The organism is Paenibacillus nitricinens (assembly GCF_052056485.1).
GTDB lineage: Bacteria > Bacillota > Bacilli > Paenibacillales > Paenibacillaceae > Paenibacillus_AQ > Paenibacillus_AQ nitricinens.
Genome location: NZ_CP183948.1, coordinates 2,357,319 through 2,379,455 on the forward strand (window position 1 = coordinate 2,357,319; position 22,137 = coordinate 2,379,455).

General features: G+C 46.2%; 22 protein-coding genes. 16 read left to right on the top strand and 6 right to left on the bottom strand.

What is annotated here, in order from left to right:
- Positions 1-254 precede the first annotated feature (254 nt).
- The 5 genes from racE (at position 255) to ACN6KS_RS10180 (ending at position 3,548) form a co-directional block, all read left to right on the top strand.
- On the top strand, positions 255-1,061 hold the full coding sequence (racE, locus tag ACN6KS_RS10160) for a glutamate racemase (protein ID WP_042193608.1): 807 nt from the start codon (positions 255-257) through the stop codon (positions 1,059-1,061).
- 207 nt (positions 1,062-1,268) lie between these two features.
- On the top strand, positions 1,269-2,483 hold the full coding sequence (locus tag ACN6KS_RS10165; protein WP_341134379.1) for a M14 family zinc carboxypeptidase: 1,215 nt from the start codon (positions 1,269-1,271) through the stop codon (positions 2,481-2,483).
- Positions 2,484-2,587: 104 nt separating this feature from the next.
- Positions 2,588-2,839: a hypothetical protein gene (locus ACN6KS_RS10170; protein ID WP_094876156.1), complete on the top strand. Its 252-nt coding sequence runs from the start codon at positions 2,588-2,590 to the stop codon at positions 2,837-2,839.
- Between the two features lie 125 nt (positions 2,840-2,964).
- Positions 2,965-3,267: a HesB/IscA family protein gene (locus tag ACN6KS_RS10175; protein WP_042126263.1), complete on the top strand. Its 303-nt coding sequence runs from the start codon at positions 2,965-2,967 to the stop codon at positions 3,265-3,267.
- Positions 3,268-3,308: 41 nt separating this feature from the next.
- Positions 3,309-3,548: a DUF1450 domain-containing protein gene (locus ACN6KS_RS10180; protein WP_042126265.1), complete on the top strand. Its 240-nt coding sequence runs from the start codon at positions 3,309-3,311 to the stop codon at positions 3,546-3,548.
- 86 nt (positions 3,549-3,634) lie between these two features.
- On the opposite strand, the gene ACN6KS_RS10185 is transcribed toward ACN6KS_RS10180, so the two are convergent.
- Together ACN6KS_RS10185 and ACN6KS_RS10190 are read right to left on the bottom strand one after the other, a co-directional pair.
- Positions 3,635-5,605 carry an LTA synthase family protein gene (locus tag ACN6KS_RS10185; protein WP_440962387.1) on the bottom strand — a complete coding sequence of 657 codons (1,971 nt, stop codon included), beginning with the start codon at positions 5,603-5,605 and terminating at the stop codon, positions 3,635-3,637.
- Positions 5,606-5,808: 203 nt separating this feature from the next.
- Positions 5,809-6,948: a THUMP domain-containing class I SAM-dependent RNA methyltransferase gene (locus tag ACN6KS_RS10190; protein ID WP_076283187.1), complete on the bottom strand. Its 1,140-nt coding sequence runs from the start codon at positions 6,946-6,948 to the stop codon at positions 5,809-5,811.
- 198 nt (positions 6,949-7,146) lie between these two features.
- Here ACN6KS_RS10190 and ACN6KS_RS10195 point away from each other — a divergent pair, with 198 nt between their 5' ends.
- Entirely contained in the window at positions 7,147-7,776 is a 630-nt protein-coding gene (locus ACN6KS_RS10195) for an O-methyltransferase (protein WP_440961943.1), read from the top strand.
- Positions 7,777-7,783: 7 nt separating this feature from the next.
- Here the strand turns inward: ACN6KS_RS10195 and ACN6KS_RS10200 are convergent, their stop codons facing one another.
- The gene (locus ACN6KS_RS10200) at positions 7,784-9,004 is read right to left on the bottom strand and encodes an MFS transporter (RefSeq protein WP_440961944.1); all 1,221 of its coding nucleotides are present in this window, start codon (positions 9,002-9,004) and stop codon (positions 7,784-7,786) included.
- Positions 9,005-9,282: 278 nt separating this feature from the next.
- Here ACN6KS_RS10200 and hemE point away from each other — a divergent pair, with 278 nt between their 5' ends.
- From hemE to ACN6KS_RS10250, 10 genes are all read left to right on the top strand, one after another.
- Entirely contained in the window at positions 9,283-10,344 is a 1,062-nt protein-coding gene (gene hemE, locus ACN6KS_RS10205) for a uroporphyrinogen decarboxylase (protein ID WP_440961945.1), read from the top strand.
- Positions 10,345-10,379: 35 nt separating this feature from the next.
- Complete coding sequence (gene hemH, locus ACN6KS_RS10210; protein ID WP_440961946.1) at positions 10,380-11,336, top strand: ferrochelatase; 957 nt, start codon at positions 10,380-10,382, stop codon at positions 11,334-11,336.
- Positions 11,333-12,754 (top strand): protoporphyrinogen oxidase, encoded by a 1,422-nt coding sequence (gene hemG / locus ACN6KS_RS10215; protein WP_440961947.1) that lies wholly within the window; start codon positions 11,333-11,335, stop codon positions 12,752-12,754. The genes hemH and hemG overlap by 4 nt, the downstream gene beginning before the upstream one ends.
- 279 nt (positions 12,755-13,033) lie before the next feature.
- Positions 13,034-14,422 carry a CapA family protein gene (locus ACN6KS_RS10220; protein ID WP_440961948.1) on the top strand — a complete coding sequence of 463 codons (1,389 nt, stop codon included), beginning with the start codon at positions 13,034-13,036 and terminating at the stop codon, positions 14,420-14,422.
- 21 nt (positions 14,423-14,443) lie between these two features.
- The gene (locus tag ACN6KS_RS10225; protein WP_094872257.1) at positions 14,444-15,175 is read left to right on the top strand and encodes a glycerophosphodiester phosphodiesterase; all 732 of its coding nucleotides are present in this window, start codon (positions 14,444-14,446) and stop codon (positions 15,173-15,175) included.
- Positions 15,176-15,211: 36 nt separating this feature from the next.
- Positions 15,212-15,835 (top strand): fumarylacetoacetate hydrolase family protein, encoded by a 624-nt coding sequence (locus ACN6KS_RS10230; protein WP_440962388.1) that lies wholly within the window; start codon positions 15,212-15,214, stop codon positions 15,833-15,835.
- Positions 15,836-15,858: 23 nt separating this feature from the next.
- Positions 15,859-16,662: a DUF92 domain-containing protein gene (locus ACN6KS_RS10235; RefSeq protein WP_094872260.1), complete on the top strand. Its 804-nt coding sequence runs from the start codon at positions 15,859-15,861 to the stop codon at positions 16,660-16,662.
- 11 nt (positions 16,663-16,673) lie between these two features.
- Positions 16,674-17,276, top strand: a complete 603-nt coding sequence (locus ACN6KS_RS10240; RefSeq protein WP_094872262.1) for a TetR/AcrR family transcriptional regulator — start codon at positions 16,674-16,676, stop codon at positions 17,274-17,276.
- A gap of 54 nt (positions 17,277-17,330) precedes the next feature.
- A complete protein-coding gene (locus ACN6KS_RS10245; RefSeq protein ID WP_094872263.1) occupies positions 17,331-19,268 on the top strand; it encodes an ABC-F family ATP-binding cassette domain-containing protein in 1,938 nt (645 codons plus the stop codon).
- A gap of 54 nt (positions 19,269-19,322) precedes the next feature.
- Positions 19,323-19,793, top strand: coding sequence for a tetratricopeptide repeat protein (locus ACN6KS_RS10250; RefSeq protein WP_094876177.1), 471 nt, complete (start codon positions 19,323-19,325; stop codon positions 19,791-19,793).
- Positions 19,794-19,899: 106 nt separating this feature from the next.
- Here the strand turns inward: ACN6KS_RS10250 and ACN6KS_RS10255 are convergent, their stop codons facing one another.
- The 3 genes from ACN6KS_RS10255 to ACN6KS_RS10265 are packed head-to-tail and all read right to left on the bottom strand — an operon-like array spanning position 19,900 to position 22,068.
- Positions 19,900-20,730 (bottom strand): hypothetical protein, encoded by an 831-nt coding sequence (locus ACN6KS_RS10255; RefSeq protein ID WP_094872265.1) that lies wholly within the window; start codon positions 20,728-20,730, stop codon positions 19,900-19,902.
- Entirely contained in the window at positions 20,714-21,754 is a 1,041-nt protein-coding gene (locus ACN6KS_RS10260) for a M42 family metallopeptidase (protein WP_094876176.1), read from the bottom strand. The genes ACN6KS_RS10255 and ACN6KS_RS10260 overlap by 17 nt, the downstream gene beginning before the upstream one ends.
- 2 nt (positions 21,755-21,756) lie before the next feature.
- Positions 21,757-22,068: a LapA family protein gene (locus tag ACN6KS_RS10265; protein WP_042186819.1), complete on the bottom strand. Its 312-nt coding sequence runs from the start codon at positions 22,066-22,068 to the stop codon at positions 21,757-21,759.
- Between the last annotated feature and the right edge of the window lie 69 nt (positions 22,069-22,137).

The following is a 22,137-nucleotide window of genomic DNA, read 5'->3' on the forward strand; positions in this document are numbered from 1 at the left end:
TGAAACAGTGGATGGAGTGTTTGGTTTTACGGTCAAAAAGTACTTATTCTCTTTTAATAGAGCCGCTTTTTCGCATTGGGCGGAGAGTGGCTTTTTTATTTCATTTTTAAGGACCTGTGAAATAATGTAAAAAGTCTTGTCTTGAACAAAGAGTCCAAAAGGAGTATTATCTGCAATTGGGGCTGAAAGTCAGGTACATTTTGTTTTCGGCTTACATAAGCTACACAAAACAAGTAGAAGGAAGCGGTGTGTTCGTGCAGCAAGCTATTGCAATATTAGACTCAGGTGTGGGAGGGCTAACAGTTGTCAAAGAAGTGATGAGGCAACTCCCGCGGGAGAAGATCATTTATTTCGGAGATACGGCCCGAGCTCCGTACGGACCCCGTTCGACCGAGGAAGTAACATTGTTTACAGAACAAATTGTAGATTATTTGATCCAGTTTAATCCTAAAATGATTGTTATCGCTTGTAATACCGCAACAGCTGCGGCACTCGATTATATCTCAGCCAAGGTCTCTATTCCTGTCATTGGGGTGATTCATCCCGGAGCCCGTGCTGCAATTAGCGCGACCAAAAGCGGACATGTCGGCGTGATCGGTACAATAGGAACCATCGGCAGCGGGGCTTATACTAATGCACTAAAGCAGCTGTCTCCTTTTGTTGAGGTTGTAAGTCAAGCCTGCCCAGCGCTTGTCCCACTCGTTGAGCAAGGTATGTTCCGCTCAGAGAAAAGTTATGAAATTGTAGAGCAGGCATTGGAAGGCATTAAAGATAATAACATCGATACTTTAATTTTAGGATGCACTCATTATCCATTTCTTGTTGAGCCTATTGGTGAGACCATGGGACCGGGAGTCAAACTGATCAGTTCCGCAGATGAGACAGCTCGTGAGATCAGTACGATTTTATACGATAAAGGCAAGCTGTCTATCGGGGATGAAAGTCCAATTCATCAGTTCTTCTGCAGTGGTGATGCTGAAATGTTTCAGCGAATTGCCCGTGACTGGCTTGGAGAACAAATTAAACGCACCCCAGTAGTATGGCAAGTATCCACGTTATAAGCAGAGCAATGTTGAATTGAATAGGGACAAACTCTACGGAGTGTAAGATAAAATAGGCTGGGAAGCATAATTCCCGGCCTATTTTCTTGTGATTCATTTCTCCTTCATGCAGGGTAGTGGCTCTTGCATACAATAGAGTTAAGTGCTGTTTGCTGCTGTTTTTGTATCCGCCGTATCAGCAATTTAAGGCCGAGAGGATGAGACCTAATGCGACAATATATTGCAAGCAGGGGAGATACCGTAAGCCGAATTGCCGCCCTGCATGGATTAACCCCTGAGCATGTCATTCAAGGCAATCCATGGGTTGGGAGACAGTCTTATTTATATCCGGGTCAGGTTTTATTTCTGCCGTCTTCGCCACGTAAAAGATATGCGGTGCAGGAAGGGGACGACCTTGAACGTATAACGTCATTATTCAATGTGAGTTTAGATGATTTGGAGAAGCTTAATCCAGGTGTGTCCTCAGGGCGCTTCTGTACACCGGGAAAAGTGCTCGTCATTCCACCTCCGATTCCAGAGCGAGTGGTATTCTTACGTGGAGAGTACGGTCCGGTTGATGTTGAGAAGGACATCAGCAGTCTGATTGCACAATATCCTTTTATACAAGCACATCCAATTGGCAACAGTGTGCTCGGCAAGCCAATTCATGTGCTTAAAATAGGCAAGGGAACCCGTCATTTGCATGTTAATGCGGCTCTACATGCTAATGAATGGCTGACCTCGCCTTGCCTGATGTCGTTCATAGAAGAGTATGCGGCAGCTTATGTTAAAGGTTTGGCATGGAATGGTCATTGTCCAGAGGAATGGTACAATAATTGGACCCTATGGGCTGTACCCATGGCTAACCCTGACGGTGTGGAGTTAGTGCAGGAGGGCGTTTTACCAGGCCACCCTTATTATGAGGACCTTATGATATGGAACGGGGGACGGCGGAGTTTTCGCCATTGGAAGGCCAATATACGCGGTGTGGATCTCGGGGATCAGTTCCCTGCTCATTGGGAAGAGGAACGGGAACGCCGTGGTGTAATCGGGCCCTCTCCGCGTGATTACAGTGGTCCTGAGGCGTTAAGTGAACCTGAGGCAGCCGCTCTAGCGGTACTTGCTGAGAACGCGCCCGGAGAAGCTGCAGTGTCTTTGCATAGTCAAGGAGGAGAGATCTACTGGAATTACCGGGGATATGAGCCGCCCGAAAGCCGCGAATTAGCAACACGGTTGGCGGCTGCGAGTAGCTATCGTGCAGTCGAATTAACGGGCAGCGATGCCGGATATAAGGATTGGTTTATCCAAACCTTTCGCAAACCAGGATTTACTGTAGAGCTGGGGATCGGCAAAAATCCGTTGCCACTGGCAGATTTTGAGGATATGGCGTTAGAAACAGGTCTGATTTTGGGAACGATACTATCCAATGTGAAAAAATTATGAAACAATTACAGTAAACTTGCGTAACATAAACCATAGGGTATGGCCGCTGTCGTCACTACACGTTATCCGCGGCTGTATCCTTTTTACTTGGGAGGAGAGCCACTATGAAACTGAAAAAACTGCTGTCACTGAAACAATGGTCTACTATCTTCAGTAGTTCCTGGCGATATGTGATCTCCCCAAAAGTCGCAATAGGGGACAAGCTTTTATTCACAATCCCAGTGCTGCTCTATTGGGTGTTGCCGGATTTCATGCCTTTTTTACCGATCGATGATATTGGTGTGACAATGCTCCTTATGGGCTGGTTCGTGTCACGGATGGGACGGAAATACCCGGCACTTCAGGCCGGAAACTAAGGCAGTGAAGTGAGATTTAGCTCGGATTGTGTATCTAATTTGTTAATATAGTTGCTTTTAGATATCATTTACCTTTAAAATAGGTAATTGAGTATTTAATTTAAGTACTAGGAGATGGATGATAGATGAAGGTCAAAATTACCCGCAATGCGGCTAAAGTGATAAAGAAACAAATGGAACTTGAAGGAAACAGCGAGCTGAAGCTTCGCGTAGCGATTACGCATGCTCACGGTGATCATGCTCACTACGGATTGGATTTGGACACGCCTAATGAGAATGATGTTGTAGTCTCGACAGATAAAGAAATCGATGTTATTCTTGATCCGAATCAACCGCTCCTTGATGGTGTGGTCGTTGATTATTTATATCTTCCTGAAGAAGGTTTTGTTATTACTAATCCATCTAAAGGTAATCACGGCGATCACTAAACGTTTCGCCTTAAATTTGGGACATAAAGAAGGGTTGCTCCATGGCTAACGATATACAAGTGTGCGATGAATGTAATTTTATGAAATTGAAAAGTATCATACCCAAACTGCAAAAGATGGCGCCTGATGCAGAGATCAAGGTCGGCTGTAAGTCGTACTGCGGTCCATGTGGCAAACGGGCCTTTGTATATGTTAATGGTCGTTATGTGAGTGCTCCAACAGAGGAAGAAGTGTTGAAGAAGGTAGAAGCTTTTATCAAGCAACCGGCCGTTCAGAAATAATGCAGAGGTCTTATCCATCAACTTAAAAAGCCCTAAACCCGTTCTGATGACGGAGTCTAGGGCTTTTTGTTTATAAAATCAAATATTTATGGTGCGGATTCTTCTTTTCGGAGCATCTTGATGCCATCGTATTTCATGATATCGTCTGAGATTTGCAGTCTTTGCTTGCTTGTCTCGAACCCGGTGCTACAACCCGCAACGTCTATAGCTTCGCGGCTGTCAAGGCTATAACAGGTGCCGTTGTTGAATTGTCCATTTTCACTTGGTAGATAGGATCTCTTCGCATTAGCAAAGGCACCGGTTCGCAGTGTCACAAGTCGCTCTTTGCCGCTGAACAGATTATTACCCATAAGATAATAAGGATCTTGTGAGATCCCCAGCAGATGGAGTAAGGAAGGTGTGAGATCCAATTGACCAGCCGGATTAGAATCAAGCACCGAGGTGTTATTACCCGGCAGATGAATGAGCAATGGAACTTGATGCATAATTTGATGCATGTCGAGTTTGCTTAAGCTTTTACCAAGAAATTGTTCGTAATAAGAGGTGTCTTGGATTGAGTTATCATGATCACCATAAAAGGCAAGGATCGTGTTATCCCACAACTCACGCTGCTTCAAATCACTCACCAATTCACCTAGAGCTTCATCTGTATAATGAACAGCCTGCAAATAATCTCCGAAGATGGTACCTTTAAACTCCCCGGTATCAAGCCCTTGTTTAGCCGCAGGGAGAGAATATGGGTGATGACTAGATAGTGTAGTCAAAAAAGAGTAAAAGGGCTTCTGGATCGATTCTGCAGAATCCATAATATTTAGGGACTGCCGCAGGAATGATTTATCTCCCAATGACCAGCCTAGAGGCTCGTCGATCTTAAAGTCTTTTTTGCTAAAAAAATGGTCATATCCCATCGCCTTATACATAATCTGCCGATTCCAGAAGCTTCCTTCATACGCATGGAAGGCATTGGTGCTATAGCCCATGGACTTCAAAATGGCAGGTAACGTATCGAATTGATGATCCGGGTAACGGACAAATACTGAGCCGGAGACCAGCGGATACATTGAACCATTCGAGGCGAAATCGGCATCGGAGGTTCGTCCTTGTGAGGTCTGATGATAGTAATTACTGAAGTAGGTATTCTCTTTGATTAGAGCGTTCAAATTAGGTGTGACCTCTTGTCCATTGATCGAACGTCCCACTACAAAATTCATAAAAGCTTCGGCCTGAATAACAACGATGTTGCTTCCGCTGTATTTTCCAAAGCTGTCGTTAAGAGCACTTTGCTCAGCATTGTGTTCATTGAACCAGAGCTTCATGGAGCTGGCTTCCTTTTGTGAAAGCTCAGGCTGCGGGCCTAAATGATCTTTGGTATACAAGTAAATATCATAACCATGAAATCCAATGAGTCCAGTAACGTTATACATCGCCAAGCTCCACCAATTACCAGTGAATAAACCCTTGGCCCACGTAGTGGCGTAAGAGTGGATAGGACCAAAGGTCAGAATGCAGCCTAATAGTAATGCAACGACTCCGTTAACGCTCTGTTTTAGTCCTCTTATTAAGCGTGAAGAGGGACGGAAATGACTTGTACGAGCATAATAGGCTGGCTGTTTATTATTATAGGTAGGCGTGTTCCGACGGAATAACACCACGCAAATGGTGTAAACCAGAAATATCAGCCAATCCGCGAACAAGTAGAGATCAGAGGGACGGAGTAGTGCAAAGATACTTCCGCCAAGTGCATCCATCTGTCCGGCTTGAAAAAGAACAGGAACGGTGATGAAATCCTGAAAGTAGCGATAGTAGACAATATCAGAATAAATAAGTAATGTCAGGAGCACGTTTATGATTATCAGGGCTATGGTCTGTCCACGTCGGGGGAGCCATAACACCCAAAATGATAACAGCATAACTGAACCGATAGCAATTAGCTTATCGAGACGGTTCATATCAATATTAGGGGCATGCAGGCCGCTGTGAAGAAACATTAGCTTAGCGAGCATAAGGACAAGAAAAAGGATGTAACCAATATAACGGGAGCGGACAATAGTGATCATTCTATCCGTTATCGATGAGCTGCTCCTACTAAATAGATCTCGTGACACGTTAAAGCCTCCTAGCGCAGAAGTTGAGTATGTAAGAAGAAACGGACACCGTCCTCAATCGAGGGAGATGTCCGTTCTTATATTTCTCGCATAAACGCTTACCATCCTTATAAGGACGCCGAAGGCGTTCATGCTTGGCGTAATTGTCTTCCGAATTATTTCGGATTTCTAGGTGGAAGTGGACCCAAGTATTGATAATATTGACACTCAATACGTCCGTTATACAACTTGCGACGCTTGTCCGCTTTACGGCCGTAATATTGTTCGAATTCCTTATAGGGACTAATCGCGAAGAATGACCAAGTCGGTAGATACAGCATCATTTCACCAAACTGGCGAGTCAGCTTCTCCACCTCTTTATCATTACTGATCCGTTCACCATATGGCGGGTTGGTAATGATACAGCCATATTCGCCTTGGGGTCTTGCTTTGGCGGCAGCCATCACGGTGAAGGTGATTTCTCCGGACAGGCCGGCGCTTTTAGCAGCGGCTTCAGCAATTTCTATAGCAGCAGGATCGATATCCGTGCCGGTTAGCTGCAACGGATAATCATCTCGCACGGCATCGAAAGCTTCTTCGCGAGCTTCTTCCCACAGATACTTAGGAATGACTGGCCAATGCTCTGAAGGGAAGGAACGACGTAGTCCCGGTGCAATGTTCCAAGCGATCATCGCGGCTTCGATCAACAATGTTCCCGAACCACAACATGGATCATATAGCGGCCGGTGGCCATTCCAGCGGCTAAGCTGGATTAAAGCGGCGGCCATCGTTTCCTTCAGTGGCGCTTCTGTAGCTTGTCTGCGGTATCCACGTTTGTGAAGAGCGGGTCCGGTGGTGTCTAGCGTAATAAGCGCGATATCATTTAACAGTATCACTTCGATCACATATCGAGGTCCGTTCTCTGGGAACCAGTCCGTATGATAGGAGAGCTTCAGCTTCTCGACGATAGCTTTTTTGACAATCCCTTGGGAAGCGGGTACACTCGTTAGTTGTGATTTATGGGATCGTCCTTCAACCGGAAATTCTCCATTCTCGGGAATCCAGTCTTCCCAAGGCAGCGCTTTAACACCCTCAAATAACTCATCGAAGGTTTTAGCGGGGAATTGACCCATTTTTACTAATACGCGGTCGGATGTACGCAGCCATAAATTACAGCGACAGATGTCGATATAATCACCACTGAACAATACACGACCGTTCTCGACCGTGGTCTCATAACCCAGTTCGTTTAATTCGCGCGCTACTACAGCTTCTAGTCCCATGGGGGCAGTAGCGATTAATTGTAATTTGCTCAAATACTCTCAACTCCGTTTAACTTGTAGATAAATACAAAAAGCCAGTACAATAAGAAAAGCCAGTACCATAAGAAAAGCATCCATACAAGTATAGGGGAATGCGGGACACTTCACAATGCCCGGCATTCCATAAATCATAAAATCTTCCCCGTCATCCCTTCATTCGAGAAAACGGGGGGTCATCAAAGGAGAAACTTTATGCTTACACAAGAAGAATACAGTGAACAACTTTATACCGAGGATGAAATCCTGCTTCAGGTAAAAGAAGCTATCGTCCAATCGGGTATGCCGGAGGTGTCTGTCGAGCCGGGGTACGGAAGACTGCTCACTATGCTTGTTAGACTGTCCCGCTCCACGCGTATTTTGGAAATTGGTGCACTTGGCGGCTACAGCGGGATTTGCTTATCTCGCGGCTTCACTGAAGGTGGCACGCTGACTTCGCTAGAGCTGAGGGCCGATTATGCCGAGCTTGCTCGCCGTAATTTAGAACTGGCCGGATTCGGGGATTCTACGGAATATAGAATAGGACCCGCTATGGACAGCCTGAAGGCACTGGACAAAGAGGGAGCTAAGTTCGATTTCTTCTTTATCGACGCAGACAAGATTAACTATACCAATTACTTGGAATATGCCATCAAGATGGCTAATCCAGGAGCGATCATTGCTGGTGATAATATCTTTCTCCGCGGACGGACGCTAAATACAGATCGAAATGGACCTGCCATTCTGGCTGTACGGCATTTCAATGAAATGATCGCCACCGATGACCGTCTGATCAGCACTTGTCTGCCAGCCTATGATGGACTGGCGTTGGCAATGGTGAAATAGCAGAAGATTAGCGAAATAGCCGTGGCGGAGTAGGTTTGTATAGCTTAACCCGGACCCATACAGTGTTTAACAGCAACAAGCTTCCGGAGATGATAAACAGTCCCTCAATACCAATATAACCAGATAGAAAGCCGCCTATGATAGCTCCTAGCATATTGCCCAGTGACAATGTGCTGCCGTTGAAGCCGAATGCGCGGCTTTCTTTCCCGTCAGGGGTATAAGACCGGATAAGCGCATTAACGCTGGGCAATAGGCCGCCCATAAAAATCCCCATGAGAAAGCGGACAATGATTAGCTGCCAAACGCTAGTAACGAATGCCTGCGGAATCAGGAATAGTGAAGCCCCGATTAAGGCGTAGGTCAGAATGCGATGTGCGCCGACTTTGTCACTCAGCTTGCCGAGCAAGGGGGAAGCCATCATGTTAGAGATCCCTGTAACTGCGCTGACCATTCCAGCTAAAAAGGCTATATTCTCAGCAGGGCCATTTAACTTTTCAACATAAAGCGGCAACAAGGCCATGGGGCTGATCATTGCAAATTGCAGCAAAAAGGTTACACCAAACAGTGCCGGGAGCTGAGGGATTTTGATCAATTCCTTCAAGCCCTCCATTACTGATACCTGCGGCTCTTGTGCCGCTTCTGCACGATCAAATTTCTCTTTAACGAGAAATAATGCCAGCAGAGAGGCGATAAAGAGCAAGGCGCCAACGACATAAAAGATCGGACGAAATCCGATTAAATCAGCAAGAAAACCACCAATAAGTGGTCCAAGGATGGTACCTGCAACAGAACCCGACTGCATCAGCCCCATCGAAAATCCCATGCGTGCTTTGGGAGTAGTACCCGAAACGAGGGCGATGGAAGCGGGATTGAAGCCGGAGATTGTACCGTTTAGCAGTCGCAGTAAGAGCAGCTGCATAGGGGATTGTGCGAAACCCATTAACACCATAACGATAGCCATGCCAAAGCTGGAGCGCAGGAGCATGATTTTACGCCCATATTTGTCAGCGAGTTTCCCCCATAGTGGCTGGAAAATGAATGAAGTTAAAAAATTTGCGGCAAAAATAAGGCCCGCCCAAATTCCAATTTCATGCTCACCCTGAACTCCAAGATCCTTAGCAAGATACAAGGTCAGGAACGGTGTAATCATCGTCATTCCGGCATTTACCAAGAATTGTCCGAACCAAAGCACTAAGAGGTTGACCTTCCATGTCTCCCATTTCTTCAAAGTGCTTTCACTTCCTTTCAAAGAATTTCAGAAAATACATGATTCACAGAAAAATAGACATTTTATCAGTATATCATTTTTTAAGCTTCAAAAGTGCAATACATGTCATAGTAATGTCATAGGATTGTCATTCCACGATCTTCGTTTTGCTTGTTACAACCTTTTAAAAAGGGCATAATAGTAAGTATGCCGATCAAGCATAAACGCCATCGGCGTTCTTATTAGGACGGTAAGCGTTTATTTTAAAAAATCCTATAAAATATAATGGAGATCTTATCATGACCTACAACGACACTTTTATCCGCGCCTGCAGAAAGCAGGAGACGGAGCACGTTCCCGTATGGTACATGCGGCAGGCCGGCCGTTATGATCCCGAGTACCGTAAAATCAAGGAAAAGTACACATTGCTTGAAATCTGCAAACAGCCTGAGTTGGCGGCTGAAGTAACCTTGATGCCTGTGCGCAAGCTAGGTGTGGACGCGGCTATTTTGTATTCAGACATTATGAATCCGGTCGCTTCTATCGGTGTGAAATTTGATATCGTCAAGGATATTGGCCCTGTGATCGAGAATCCAATTCGCTCTGCAGCAGATGTCGAGAGACTGAAGCCCATTGATGTTGAAGGCGATCTCGGACATATTTTGGAGACAATTGCAATTCTGGATAAGGAGCTGGACGTGCCCTTGATTACTTTCGCAGGCGCACCGTTTACAATTGCCAGCTATCTGATCGAAGGCAGACCTTCCAAAGGATATATTCGTACTAAAGAGCTAATGTACAGTGAACCCCGTGTCTGGGAAATGCTGATGGACAAGCTCGGCGATATGATTATCGCTTACCTCCGCAGTCACGTGCGTAGTGGTGGAAAAGCGTTTCAATTGTTCGACAGCTGGGTCGGTGCCCTTGCGCCACGCGATTTTGAAAAGTATGTGTTACCGACGGTTTCTCGTATTTTTTCCGAATTATCCGATCTTGCTGTACCGAAAATATACTTTCCTGGCGTAAGCTCTGGCGAATTGCTACCGAGTCTTACGAAGCTTCAAGCGGATGTAATCGGGGTGGACTGGCGTGTGAGCTTGTCCGAAGGTCGACGCAGAACAGGTGGGGAATTTGCGATTCAAGGCAACCTGGATCCGTATTTACTTACAGCGCCGATGGACGTCTTGAAGGAGCACGCGAAAGCGTTAATTGATGAAGGGGTACAAGAGCCGGGATATATCTTCAATCTGGGTCATGGCTTATTCCCGGAGGCTTCTTTAGAGAAGCTTAGAGAATTAACGGAATATATTCACGAATATTCACAGGAAGTATTGAAAGAATCAGCCAAACTGCGTTCTTAAAAATAGCCTATTAAATCTATAAGGGGATGGAATCCGTGACAGCAAAAATAGGTGTTCTCGTCATGTCGTATGGCACTCCTAAAAGCTTAGAAGACGTTGAAGCATATTACACTCATATTCGGCGAGGTAATCCGCCGACAGCGGAGCAGCTTAAAGAATTAACAGATCGCTATGAAGCGATCGTCGGGGGTGTATTCCCGCTGCGGGAGAACACAGACCGTCAAGTAGCTGCATTACAGGCAGCACTAAACGCGGATAAAGCTAAGGCGGATGTTGAATTTGTCTGCTATCAGGGTTTGAAGCATGCCTATCCGTTTATTGAGGACGGCGTCGAGGCTATGGCGAAGGATGGCATTACCCAAGCGGTTGGTGTTGTGCTTGCCCCGCACTATTCAAGCATGAGCGTGGGTGGCTACATCAAACGTGCTCAGGAAAAGGCTGATGCATGTAAAATCAACATGGGTTTTGTGGAGAGCTACCATATGCACCCAGTATTGATCGATGTTCTAAGCCGGAAAGTAACTGTGAAAATAGATCAGTATATCGAAGCAGGCGCTACTCGCGATGAAATAAGGGTATTATTTAGCGCGCATAGTCTTCCAGAGCGTATTCTAGCTATGGGGGATCCTTATAAAGATCAACTATTGGAGACCTCAAAGGCTATTGCAGATCAAGCGGGGATAACCAATTGGCAGTTTACGTGGCAAAGTGCAGGTCGGACTGCTGAACCATGGCTTGGACCAGATATTCTGGATACACTTCAGCAGCTTAGCAAGGAACAGGTAGAGTATGTTCTAGTGGCACCGATCGGGTTCGTATCCGATCATTTAGAAGTGCTGTATGACCTTGATATCGAGGCAACAGCCGTAGCTTCAGAGCTGGATATGCGTCTTATGCGGATTGAATCATTAAACAGCGATCCTGCGTACATGTCCGTATTGAGCGATGTTGTTCGTACAAGACTGAATCAAATGCCGGCCGGTCAGTCATGACTGGTCCTTCTAGGCGAATTGTTATCATAGGCGGTGGGCTGAGTGGACTCAGCGCCGCCTTTTACATTCGTAAGTTTTACAAAGAAGCTGGCGTGAAACCTGATATTGTACTGCTAGAGAAAGAAAAGACTCTTGGTGGGAAGATCGAGACATTGCACCGGGATGGATTTGTGATTGAGAAAGGTCCGGATTCTTTTTTAGCTAGCAAAACAGAGATGATTGAACTGGCTAAGGAATTAGAGCTAGATCACGAGCTGGTGAACACAAATCCAAAGGCAGAGAAGACCTATATACTACAGCGTGACAAGCTTCATCCTATGCCTTCCGGTCTGGTGCTTGGAATTCCTACTGAACTAAAGCCATTTCTATCAAGCGCTCTGGTTTCATTCGGTGGCAAAATACGCGCGCTGATGGACCTGGTCCTTCCTCCTAAGCGGAGTAATGTCGATGAATCCCTCGGACAGCTGATTGAGCGACGTTTAGGTACTGAAGTAATGGAGAATTTAACCGAACCGCTATTAGCCGGTATGTATGCTGGGGATTTACACAAAGTCAGCCTACAGGCTACCTTTCCGCAATTTGGAGAAGTAGAGCGGCAGTATGGTGGTCTTATTCGTGGATTCATCAAAGAACGGAATTCCTCCAAGACAAAAACGAGCACAAAGAAGAGCACTTTTCTGACCTTTCGAAAAGGACTACAAAGCCTCGTGCATGGCTTGATTCATGAACTGCACGATGTAGAACAGCGAACTGAAGCTGCGGTGGTCTCTATACATGCTACAGGAACTAAAGCTTCTCGTTATGAGCTAGAACTGGAAAGTGGCGAACGGCTGCTTGCGGATGAAATATATATCACCACACCAAATTCTTTTGCTGCCGAACTTTTGCGTCCACATGTGGATGTTTCAGCACTCGATGCAGTAAATTATGTATCGGTTGCGAACTTAGTTTTGGCCTTCAACAAGAAGGATATCGAAATTGATGATGCAGGAGCAGGTTTTCTTGTGCCACGTAAGGAAGGACGCAATATTACTGCTTGTACATGGACGTCTACGAATTGGCCGCATACGAGCCCGGAAGATAAAGTGCTTATGCGCTGTCATGTAGGCCGCTCCGGAGATGAGCAGAATGTTCAACTTCCAGATGAGGCGCTTACGGAGCTAGTGAGTAAGGATTTACGAGAGATCTTGGGCATTACAGCGAAACCTATATTCACGGAAATTACTCGTTCGGAACATTCGATGCCACAGTATCCTGTTGGACATCTTGACAATCTTTCTAAATTCCATAGGGAGCTTGAGACCACACTTCCTGGGATATATGTATTTGGAGCTGGATATGATGGAGTGGCAATGCCTGATTGTGTTAAGCAGGCTAAGCTTACAGCACAAAGCGCTGCAAAGCGTATATCGAATTAATTGTTCATTTACGGGAGAGTAGAATTATATAATGAACGGTGAAGCGAAGATTTTTTTGCTTCACCGTTTTTGTTTAAAACTAAGAACATACTATTTTAAAATATAAGAAAGTATAAGTTTTACGCTATACTTTATGTCTTATATTTCTCGCTTAAACACTCACCGTCCTTAAAAGGACGCCGAGAGCGTTTATACTTGGCGGACTCTCTTATTTGGAGGGACAGGTGCTAGATATGCTATAATAGAACCAATTTGAGAGTAGAGGAGATCATAGAAACAATGTATCCGCCGCGATCGCGTTCTAGACAGAAGAGCAAACATAAGAGCAAGCGTAAGCGCAGAACGGCCTGGATGTGGGTCAATGCAGGTCTACTTCTGATGATTATTGTGGCGCTCAGCTATAGTTTTATGGATGACAGATTCAAGGGAAGTTCTGAGCCGCCTCCAGTGGCACAAATGACTGCTTCGCCTACGCCGGATAGTACTGCTCAGGAGACAGCACCTGTAGTGACTGCAACGCCTGAAGCCACGGAGTCTCCCATTCCTTCTCCAACGGTAACTCCGGAAGCTACACCTACACCCGAGCCAAAGAGAGAAGAAAATGTTGAAACACAGGCACCTGTACCAACTGAGACCCCTTCGCCAGATGAAGGTAGCTCCCAAGTCGCAGATAGTGGTTCTGTGTCTGGACTTCCATCAGATGACCAGGCTTCTGGCACTACAGTGACCTTGAATTTTGGTGGAGATGTTATTTTTTCGGGGAAAGCCGGGGAATTGCTCGAAAAGAAAGGTTACGACTATTCGTATGCCGCGCTCGATGGAATGTTCAAGAAGGATGACCTAACGGTCGTGAATCTGGAGACTCCTGTGACCACGGGTGGGGTTGGCGCCGCTAATAAGCAATACGTATTCAAAGGCTCGCCTAAAGCACTAGATGCTCTTAAAGCAGCCGGAGTGGATGCAGTAAATATGGCGAACAATCATACGCTGGATCAAGGGGAAGAAGGTCTGCGAGACACGCTTAGTCATCTGTCGGAAAGAGGCATTCCTTATGTTGGTGCTGGACTCAACAGTAAGGAAGCATTCTCAGCACAATATTTTGAGCGTAAAGGGATTAAGATCGCCCTGTTGGGGTTCACACGGGTGATTCCTGCATCGGACTGGATGGCGGGTAAAAATAAACCGGGGCTTGCTTCAGTATATGATAGTAGAGAAGGAATTAAAGCGATTGCTGCAGCTAAACAAAAAGCTGATTTGGTTGTCGTAGTTGTCCATTGGGGCAAAGAACGGGTAGAGCAGTTTGATAATATTCAGCAGACCCTTGGACGTAGTTTTGTCGATGCGGGAGCCGATCTTGTCATTGGTGGTCACCCGCATGTATTGCAAGGTGTGGAGCCATACAAAGGCAAGTGGATCGCCTACAGCACCGGTAATTTTATTTTTACGAGATCAACAGTACCCGCCACTTGGGAAACTGCTGTTTTTCAGGCGGAATGCAGTAAAAAAGGTCAATGTTCATTACAGCTGAAGCCTATGACTGCTGAGCTAGCTCAGCCCGTGCCCATGAATCAGGTGAACGGACAGCTTTTGCTGAAAAAAGTAGAGTCTTTATCTGCTGGTCGAGTTAAGATCGACAGTGACGGTAAAGTCACTCAAGTTACAAAATAGGGTTCCTGGGAGGTCCTTATGATGAACAATTTGTGTGTTGCCCATCGGGGATTTTCCGGTAAAGCTCCGGAGAATACATTAGCAGCAATCCGGATGGCCATTGCCATGCCTTTTGTCCACTGGATGGAATTGGATGTCCAGCTCTCCAAGGACGGTGTTCCTGTTGTCATTCATGACTTCACACTGGACCGTACAACCAATGGTCATGGTAAGGTGAAGAATATGGATTGGGAACATATCCGGCGTCTCGATGCGGGTAGCTGGAAAGGGCGTTCTTTTCGGGGAGAGCGGGTGCCTTCCTTGGAAGAGGTGCTTACCTTAGCCTCTGGTAGACTGCGTCTCAATATTGAACTGAAAACAGTGGGTAATATGTATCCTGGCATCGAGCAGAAGGTGACGGATCTTATTTCCTCTAAAGGCATGCGGGACGACGTGATTTTGACCTCTTTTGACAAAGATGTGTTGAAAAAAATCAAGGAAATAGACCCTCACTTTCGTACAGGCTTAATTTTTGATTCAAGATTTGGTAATCCTGCTCGAAGGCTGCGTGAACTGGAATGTTCTCTTTTGTCGATTAGCTTCTCGCGTCTAAATCCTAGATTGGCTAAGGTTTTGACGGAGCAAGGGGTGAAGATTATGGCCTGGACTGTGAACAAAGAGAAAGAGATGCGTCGCTTAGCAGATATGCATTCTGATATAATGATTTGTACAAACCGTCCGGATATCTGGGGCGACACATTTCTAAAAGTATAAATAATCCAATTCGATGGGAAAGAGAGCTGATTGTCTGTGTGCGCTGCTGTTAATAATTTGTATTGTGTTGGACGGAACTACAAGCTACATGCGGAGGAATTAGGAAATAACGTCTCCGTAGAGCCACTCATTTTTTTGAAGCCCTCACATGCGGCGGTTTCCCTCGATAAAGCAGTCATTCAGCTTCCAAAGGATTCAGGCCAGGTTCATTATGAAGGAGAGCTTGTGCTTCGGATCGCGCGTGATTATGTACCGGGTATGAGCGTGGAGGATCTGGTGGATGTTATGGCACTGGGACTAGATTTCACACTGCGTGATGTGCATAATGATCTGCAGAAGAAAGGTCTGCCTTGGACACCGGCTAAAGGCTTTAAGAACGCTGCTCCACTCACACCTTACATTGCGTTTCCTGACAAGGAAGAGCTAGAAGGAACGGATTTCACGGTTTTAAAAAATGGTGTTGAAGTTCAGCGAGGAAATGTTAAAAACATGATTTTTTCGCTCCAAAAAGTTGTCGATTTTATCGCTGCGCGTTACGGGCTGGGTAAAGACGATGTGATTTTCACAGGAACACCAGAAGGTGTAGGCCCTACCGTATCAGGAGATTCTTTTGAATTGTACTGGGGTGACAAGCTGATGGGGACTTGCCTGATCGGCTAAAAACATCTGTTGGAGTTGAATCTATGTTATGGATTATTGGCGCCCTTGGCGCTTTGTTAGTTGCGGGAGCGGCTTATAGGAAACAATCCTTAAGTCTCTCCGGCATGCTTGCCGCGGTAGCTATGGGGACCATCTATTTTGGTGCTGGAAATGCCTTTTGGTTTGGAATATTGTTAATTTTTTTCATCTCTTCAAGCCTGTTGTCTAAGCTTCATCATGATAATAAGGCAGAGCTTGAGCAGACTTATGCCAAGACGGGTCGCCGAGATGCTGGGCAGGTCTTTGCTAATGGCGGGCTTGGGATGGTTTTCGTTCTACTGAATGCGATGGTTCCGATGGAACATTGGGAATTTTTGTTTATCGGGGTGATGGCAACGGTAACCTCTGATACATGGGCTACGGAGATTGGTACACTCAGCAAGAAGTCACCTCGGTCTGTCCTCACAGGTAAAATACTTCCGGCCGGTGCCTCGGGTGGCGTATCCAGCCTGGGCACGCTGGCCGCTGCCGCAGGAGGTGCACTTATCGGTGCATCTTCATGGCTGCTGCGGATGATATCCGGCATGTCAGATCAATCCTTCTTGTTGCTTACATTGGCTGGACTCACTGGAGGTCTTGCGGGTGCGTTCACGGATTCTATTCTTGGGGCAACCGTTCAGCAGATGAATCGCTGCACCGTATGCGGACGCGAAGTGGAAAGTACACATCACTGCGGTAAAAAGGTTGAAAACGCACGTGGCTGGAAGTGGATGACCAATGATGCAGTTAATGCTATTAGCTCTATCGTCGGAGGGGCTATTGCTTTACTGTGTGGAATGATGTTTTAAAGGAGGAACCGATGAGCAGCACGTCCAATCATAAACATACTGCCATTCTGGATGCCGCATACGAGCTCTTCGGTTCAGGTGGATTTTACGAAACGAAGATGTCGGAAATTGCGGTTCAGGCCGGAATTGCTAAGGGCACCGTTTACTTATATTTTAAGAGTAAAGAAGAATTGTTCATGGCGGTAACGCGCCGGGATTGTGAGGGATTCCTTCAGCAATTACAGGAAAAGCTGAAGGATAGTGATACTTTGGCAGGTAAACTGTCGATCATCGCCAAACATCATCTTTACTATTATTATGAGCGAAAGCGACACACGAAGCTCTTTTTCCGCGCACCTAACAATAACCCAGAGCTTGTGGCGTATATGACGCTTTTTATGGAAGAATATATGCAGGCAGTGGTGAAGGTGTTGCTGGAGGGCGGAGCGTCTGAGCCTGAGCTTATGGCGCAGTCCTACATAGGGATGTTGGATCGGCTGAAGATGGATATTTTGTTCGATCCATCTTTTAAGGAAGAAGATGCGTATAAACGTGCTGGTTTCGCTGCGGGTCTTTTTATTAAAGGGGCAATGGATTACTTGAATTTAGGTCAGGACGATAGATCGGTGGAATAGCAGCACTATGCTGCGACCGGTTTTATGAAAATATAAGGCAAGCGAGGAAATAGCATGAATATTATGACCGTGGAACATCTTTCCAAAAGTTATGGTGAGAAAGTACTTTTTAGTGATGCTTCATTTGGTATGGACGATCGGGATAAAATTGGTTTGATCGGTGTGAATGGAACGGGTAAATCAACGTTTTTACGTATTATTGCCGGTCTGGATACTCCGGATGGTGGGCAAATTGCGATCGGAAATAATGTTAGAGTGCAGTACTTGGCACAGAACCCTCCTTATGAGCCGACAAATACGGTACTGCAACAGGTCTTCGCCGGAGAGGATCCAGATCTTGCTACCATGCGTGAGTATATGGAGACTATGTCTCGCCTTGAAAAAGAACCAGGTAACGCAGAACTGGAAGGCAAACTGGTGCGGATTGGACAGGCTATCGATGCGGCAGGTACTTGGCATTTGGAGAGTGAAGCTAAGAGCGTGCTTACTAAGCTGGGTATAGTGAAATTCGATGCACTGATGGATACACTGTCTGGTGGTCAACGGAAACGTGTAGCACTTGCGGCTGCCCTGATTACGCCATCTGAGCTACTTATTCTGGATGAGCCTACGAACCATATTGATACGGACTCCGTGGCTTGGCTAGAGCAATATTTACAGAAACGGCGTGGCGCCCTCTTAATGGTAACGCATGATCGTTACTTCCTGGAGCGTGTCGCAAGTGTCATGCTAGAGCTGGACGGAGGACAGTTATACCGTTATGAGGCCAACTATTCCCGTTTTCTAGAGCTAAAAGCCGACCGTGAAGAACGTGAAGCTTCTGCGGAGCAAAAGCGTAAGAACCTGCTACGTACGGAGCTTGCTTGGATTCGTCGTGGAGCTAAAGCTCGATCAACGAAACAGAAGGCAAGAATCGACCGTTTTGAGAAGCTGAAAGAAAGTACAGGAAGCAGTTCGAACGGTTCGCTGGATATTTCGGTGGCATCCACACGTTTGGGTCGTAAAATCATTGAAATCAATGAACTGTCGAAATCGCTGGATGGCCGTCAGTTGATTAAAGATCTGACCTATATTGCTGTACCCCAAGACCGCGTAGGTATTGTAGGTCCGAATGGCAGCGGTAAATCAACCCTTCTGAATCTGATTGCAGGTAAGCTGCAGCCGGATAAGGGAGAGGTTCAGCTTGGCGCGACAGTTAAGTTGGGTTATTTTACGCAAGAACATCAGGATATGGATGACAGCATGCGAGCGATTGAATATGTGAAGGAAGAAGCGGAAGTCATACGAACGGCTGATGGTAGCGTCATTACGGCAGGCCAAATGCTTGAACGCTTCTTGTTCCCTCCTGCGATGCAATGGACGCCGATTTCCAAACTGTCAGGTGGCGAAAAAAGGCGCCTGTATCTGCTTCGTGTATTGATGGGAGCTCCAAACGTGTTGCTGTTGGATGAGCCTACGAACGACTTGGATATCGGAACGCTGGCTGTTTTAGAAGACTATCTGGATGAATTCCCGGGCGTCGTCTTCACAGTATCCCATGACCGTTATTTCCTGGATCGTACAATAGATAAGCTGATCGCTTTTGAAAATGGTGATATCCGGATTCATGTTGGCGATTATACGGAATATGAAGAATGGCTGGCCAAAAATGTCTCTTCACGCCATGCAGAATCGAACAAAGATGACGGAAATGCAAAGCGTAAAGAGACTACAGATGCTAGTAATAACACAGCGCCATCCTCAGCGCCTAAGACCAAACTCAAATTCAGCTTTAAGGAACAGCGTGAATATGAGGGAATTGACGAGCAGATCGAGCTTGCAGAGCAGCGCTTGACGGATATTAGTGCCAAGATGGAAGCAGCGTTTGCTGACTCTGGGAGACTGCAGGAGTTAATGGAAGAGCAGCGGCTTGCCGAAGCCGAGCTGGAGCGTCTAATGGAGCGCTGGACCTATCTGAATGAGCTTGCAGAGAAAATCGCTGGTAAAGCATAAAACGGATTGTCTTGGTGTGACGATAAGGGAGGGCTCAGTTTGAAGAATCAACTTATGTTAGCTGTAGCCCTGCGAAACGAAGGTAAAGCTGAAGAAGCCAGAGTGATGCTGTTAGAGCTATATGAGCAGAATAGTGATGATGCAGAACTTCTATATCAATTGGCATGGACGCATGATGTGCTCGGCCTGGAACGCGGGGCAGTACCCTATTATGTGAAAAGCCTAACACTAGGCTTATCTTCGGAGCAGAGAGTCGGCGCTTTATTGGGACTGGGCAGCACCTACCGAACACTCGGAGAATATGAAAACTCCAAATTAATATTGGAGCAGGCCGTTCATGAATACCCAGAGAATAAGGAGTTTCCGGTGTTCCTTGCGATGACCTTGCACAATCTTGGAGATCATAGTCTGGCTATGGGGATTTTGCTTAAATTGCTGGCTGAAACCTCAGCGGATGAAGGAATAAGAAGCTATAGTAAGGCCATTTCATATTACTCAGATAAGCTGGAGCAAGTCTGGGATTGATCCCGGACACAGTTACTGCCAGTCAACAAAAAAACAGAGTAGGGTGCTCCAATTATTGGAGAATTCCTACTCTGTTTTTAATTGCAAGAGACTATTCCAGCATCCTTTATTTCGTTCCGTCCACCGCAATCATTTGCACCACAGCACGAGAGTCGCCAGGTAAGATGATTTCATCAGCATTCATCTGTGAGGAGCCATCTCCATCAAGAAAGATACCTTCGAGACCTTCAGCAGGCACGCTCTGTAGGATGGCTGTGCGGAACTCTGCCGCCGTCGAGAGTGTTGGCGTAACAATCAGCCACAGCTTGCCATTATCATCATACAGCATGCCTGAGCGCATTCGTTGCTCATCAGCATAAGGAAGATGTTCTTTCGCGATCACAGCTTCCCAGACATCTTCATGCTTAAGATTCATACTAATGCCGCCTTGCGCAAAATAATGCTGGCGATCCGTAACGTTCAATTCTTCTCCCGATGAGACGACTTGTACCGAAAAGCTACGACTGGCACCATCCCAGACCAGGGTTCCGCGTGCATATTTAGCGTTAAACCAGCCGGAGCCGTATGCCTTTTTAACCCCGTTAGTGGGGACATCATTCATTATAGCAATAGAGAGGAGTGCGTCTTCATAGAAGAAGCCTCCATTAATCCCATAAGCCATAACTTGCTGAAGAGGTGCACCAGCGGCTCTGAGTTGAACATCATCTGGCGAAAGTGACATCATATAGAGTTGAACATTTTCTGGACTTACAGCCTCTGAATAGGAGTAGGCGTGAGGAAGATCAGCAAAGGGATCTTCCGTGAGATTTCTGGATAACAGGATCATTGAGAGCACTGACGCTGCTACCAAGAGCAGCAGAAGTGAAACGATCAGCCATTGTCTACGTCTCCAGAGCTGCGTTAGCTTGCCAGTGCTTGACTCAGTTAGTGCCCACATAAGCAGCGAGAAGCTTAGCAGTGTTTACTACAGCTTGCTTATGTGTACGTTCCATGGAGTGGGAGGCGTGTACGCCTGGGCCGATCAGTGCGGCACGAATATTATTGCCGCCTCGAAGGGCAGCGGAAGCATCAGAGCCGTACATGGGATAGATATCAACGGCATAAGGAATAGCAAGTGCTTCTGCCAGCTCAATCAAACGGCCAGTCATAACATAATCATAAGGGCCGGAAGAATCCTTTGCACAGATGGACACATCGGTTTCTTTACAGCTAAGATCATCGCCCATAGCACCCATATCGACTGCGATCATTTCATTAATCTCGCCAGGAATCCAAGATGTGCCATGTCCCACTTCCTCATAGTTGGAGATGAGGAAAGAAAGGTTGTGGAGCGGTTTCCAGCCTTCGCGCTTCATGCTTTCCAGCAGGCCAAGAAGGGCAGCCACGCTAGCTTTGTCATCCAGATGCCGGGATTTAATATACCCGCTAGGTGTAATCACCGCACGTGCATCGAAGGAAATGAAATCACCAACAGAGATGCCTAGCTTAAGTACATCTTCTTTGTTAGATACTAGCTCATCAATCCGTACTTCCATGTTCTCTTCTGAACGTTTGAAATCACGAGCATCAGGATATACGTGAACGGATGGATGGCTGGTTAAGATGGTTCCAGTATAGGTTCTGCCGCTGCGGGTATGGATCACACAATATTCATTCTCGATGCTGTGCATTGTGAAGCCACCAACAGAGGTTAGTCGCAGTGTACCATCAGATTTAATAGAGCGAACCATGCCTCCAAGGGTATCCACGTGAGCACTGATGCCGATTGTACGGGAAGGATCTAGGCCTGGGACGGTTAGAATTACGCCGCCTTTTTCATTCCAGCTTAGCGGTACATTTAATGCTGCCGCTTCTTCGGCAACAAGGTTCATTACTTGTGCTGTGAAGCCGCTGGGGCTCGGTGTATCAAGTAATTTTTTTAGGATTGAGAGTATGTAATCTTCGTTTGGTTGAATAGTAATCATTAGTTAAGTCCTCCTGTTAGGCCATCATTGTCTGTGTTAAAAGAATCTAAAGAAGTGTCGGCATCACGAAGTTTGGTTAGCTCAGCATTTAAGCTTTTAATTTGTTTTTGTAGCTTGTACTGGCGAAAAATACCGTAAGAACCCACGATGATTCCACCAATTAACGCGCAGCCCAGAATAACTAGGATCAGCGGTATATTAACTACATCAAAACCGAAATTGACTTGAACGGGATCCACGTTGATGACTGCAAATATGGCTGTTAGCAGCGCGAAGATTAGACCTGCAATTAAAGACCATTGAATTCTCATTGAATTCTTCCTCCTCAGGGGATATAACAGAATAAAATCCCTTGCCCAAATAGGGCAAGGGATTAATGC

Coding starts and splice junctions, on each gene's coding strand:
- ACN6KS_RS10180 (WP_042126265.1), top strand. CDS start 3,309: ATGGCTAACGATATACAAGTGTGCGATGAATGTAATTTTATGAAATTG.
- hemE (WP_440961945.1), top strand. CDS start 9,283: ATGACCTACAACGACACTTTTATCCGCGCCTGCAGAAAGCAGGAGACG.
- ACN6KS_RS10165 (WP_341134379.1), top strand. CDS start 1,269: ATGCGACAATATATTGCAAGCAGGGGAGATACCGTAAGCCGAATTGCC.
- ACN6KS_RS10170 (WP_094876156.1), top strand. CDS start 2,588: ATGAAACTGAAAAAACTGCTGTCACTGAAACAATGGTCTACTATCTTC.
- ACN6KS_RS10250 (WP_094876177.1), top strand. CDS start 19,323: ATGTTAGCTGTAGCCCTGCGAAACGAAGGTAAAGCTGAAGAAGCCAGA.
- hemG (WP_440961947.1), top strand. CDS start 11,333: ATGACTGGTCCTTCTAGGCGAATTGTTATCATAGGCGGTGGGCTGAGT.
- ACN6KS_RS10195 (WP_440961943.1), top strand. CDS start 7,147: ATGCTTACACAAGAAGAATACAGTGAACAACTTTATACCGAGGATGAA.
- ACN6KS_RS10185 (WP_440962387.1), bottom strand. CDS start 5,605: ATGATCACTATTGTCCGCTCCCGTTATATTGGTTACATCCTTTTTCTT.
- ACN6KS_RS10240 (WP_094872262.1), top strand. CDS start 16,674: ATGAGCAGCACGTCCAATCATAAACATACTGCCATTCTGGATGCCGCA.
- ACN6KS_RS10175 (WP_042126263.1), top strand. CDS start 2,965: ATGAAGGTCAAAATTACCCGCAATGCGGCTAAAGTGATAAAGAAACAA.
- ACN6KS_RS10225 (WP_094872257.1), top strand. CDS start 14,444: ATGAACAATTTGTGTGTTGCCCATCGGGGATTTTCCGGTAAAGCTCCG.
- ACN6KS_RS10255 (WP_094872265.1), bottom strand. CDS start 20,730: ATGTGGGCACTAACTGAGTCAAGCACTGGCAAGCTAACGCAGCTCTGG.
- ACN6KS_RS10220 (WP_440961948.1), top strand. CDS start 13,034: ATGTATCCGCCGCGATCGCGTTCTAGACAGAAGAGCAAACATAAGAGC.
- ACN6KS_RS10245 (WP_094872263.1), top strand. CDS start 17,331: ATGAATATTATGACCGTGGAACATCTTTCCAAAAGTTATGGTGAGAAA.
- ACN6KS_RS10235 (WP_094872260.1), top strand. CDS start 15,859: ATGTTATGGATTATTGGCGCCCTTGGCGCTTTGTTAGTTGCGGGAGCG.
- ACN6KS_RS10265 (WP_042186819.1), bottom strand. CDS start 22,068: ATGAGAATTCAATGGTCTTTAATTGCAGGTCTAATCTTCGCGCTGCTA.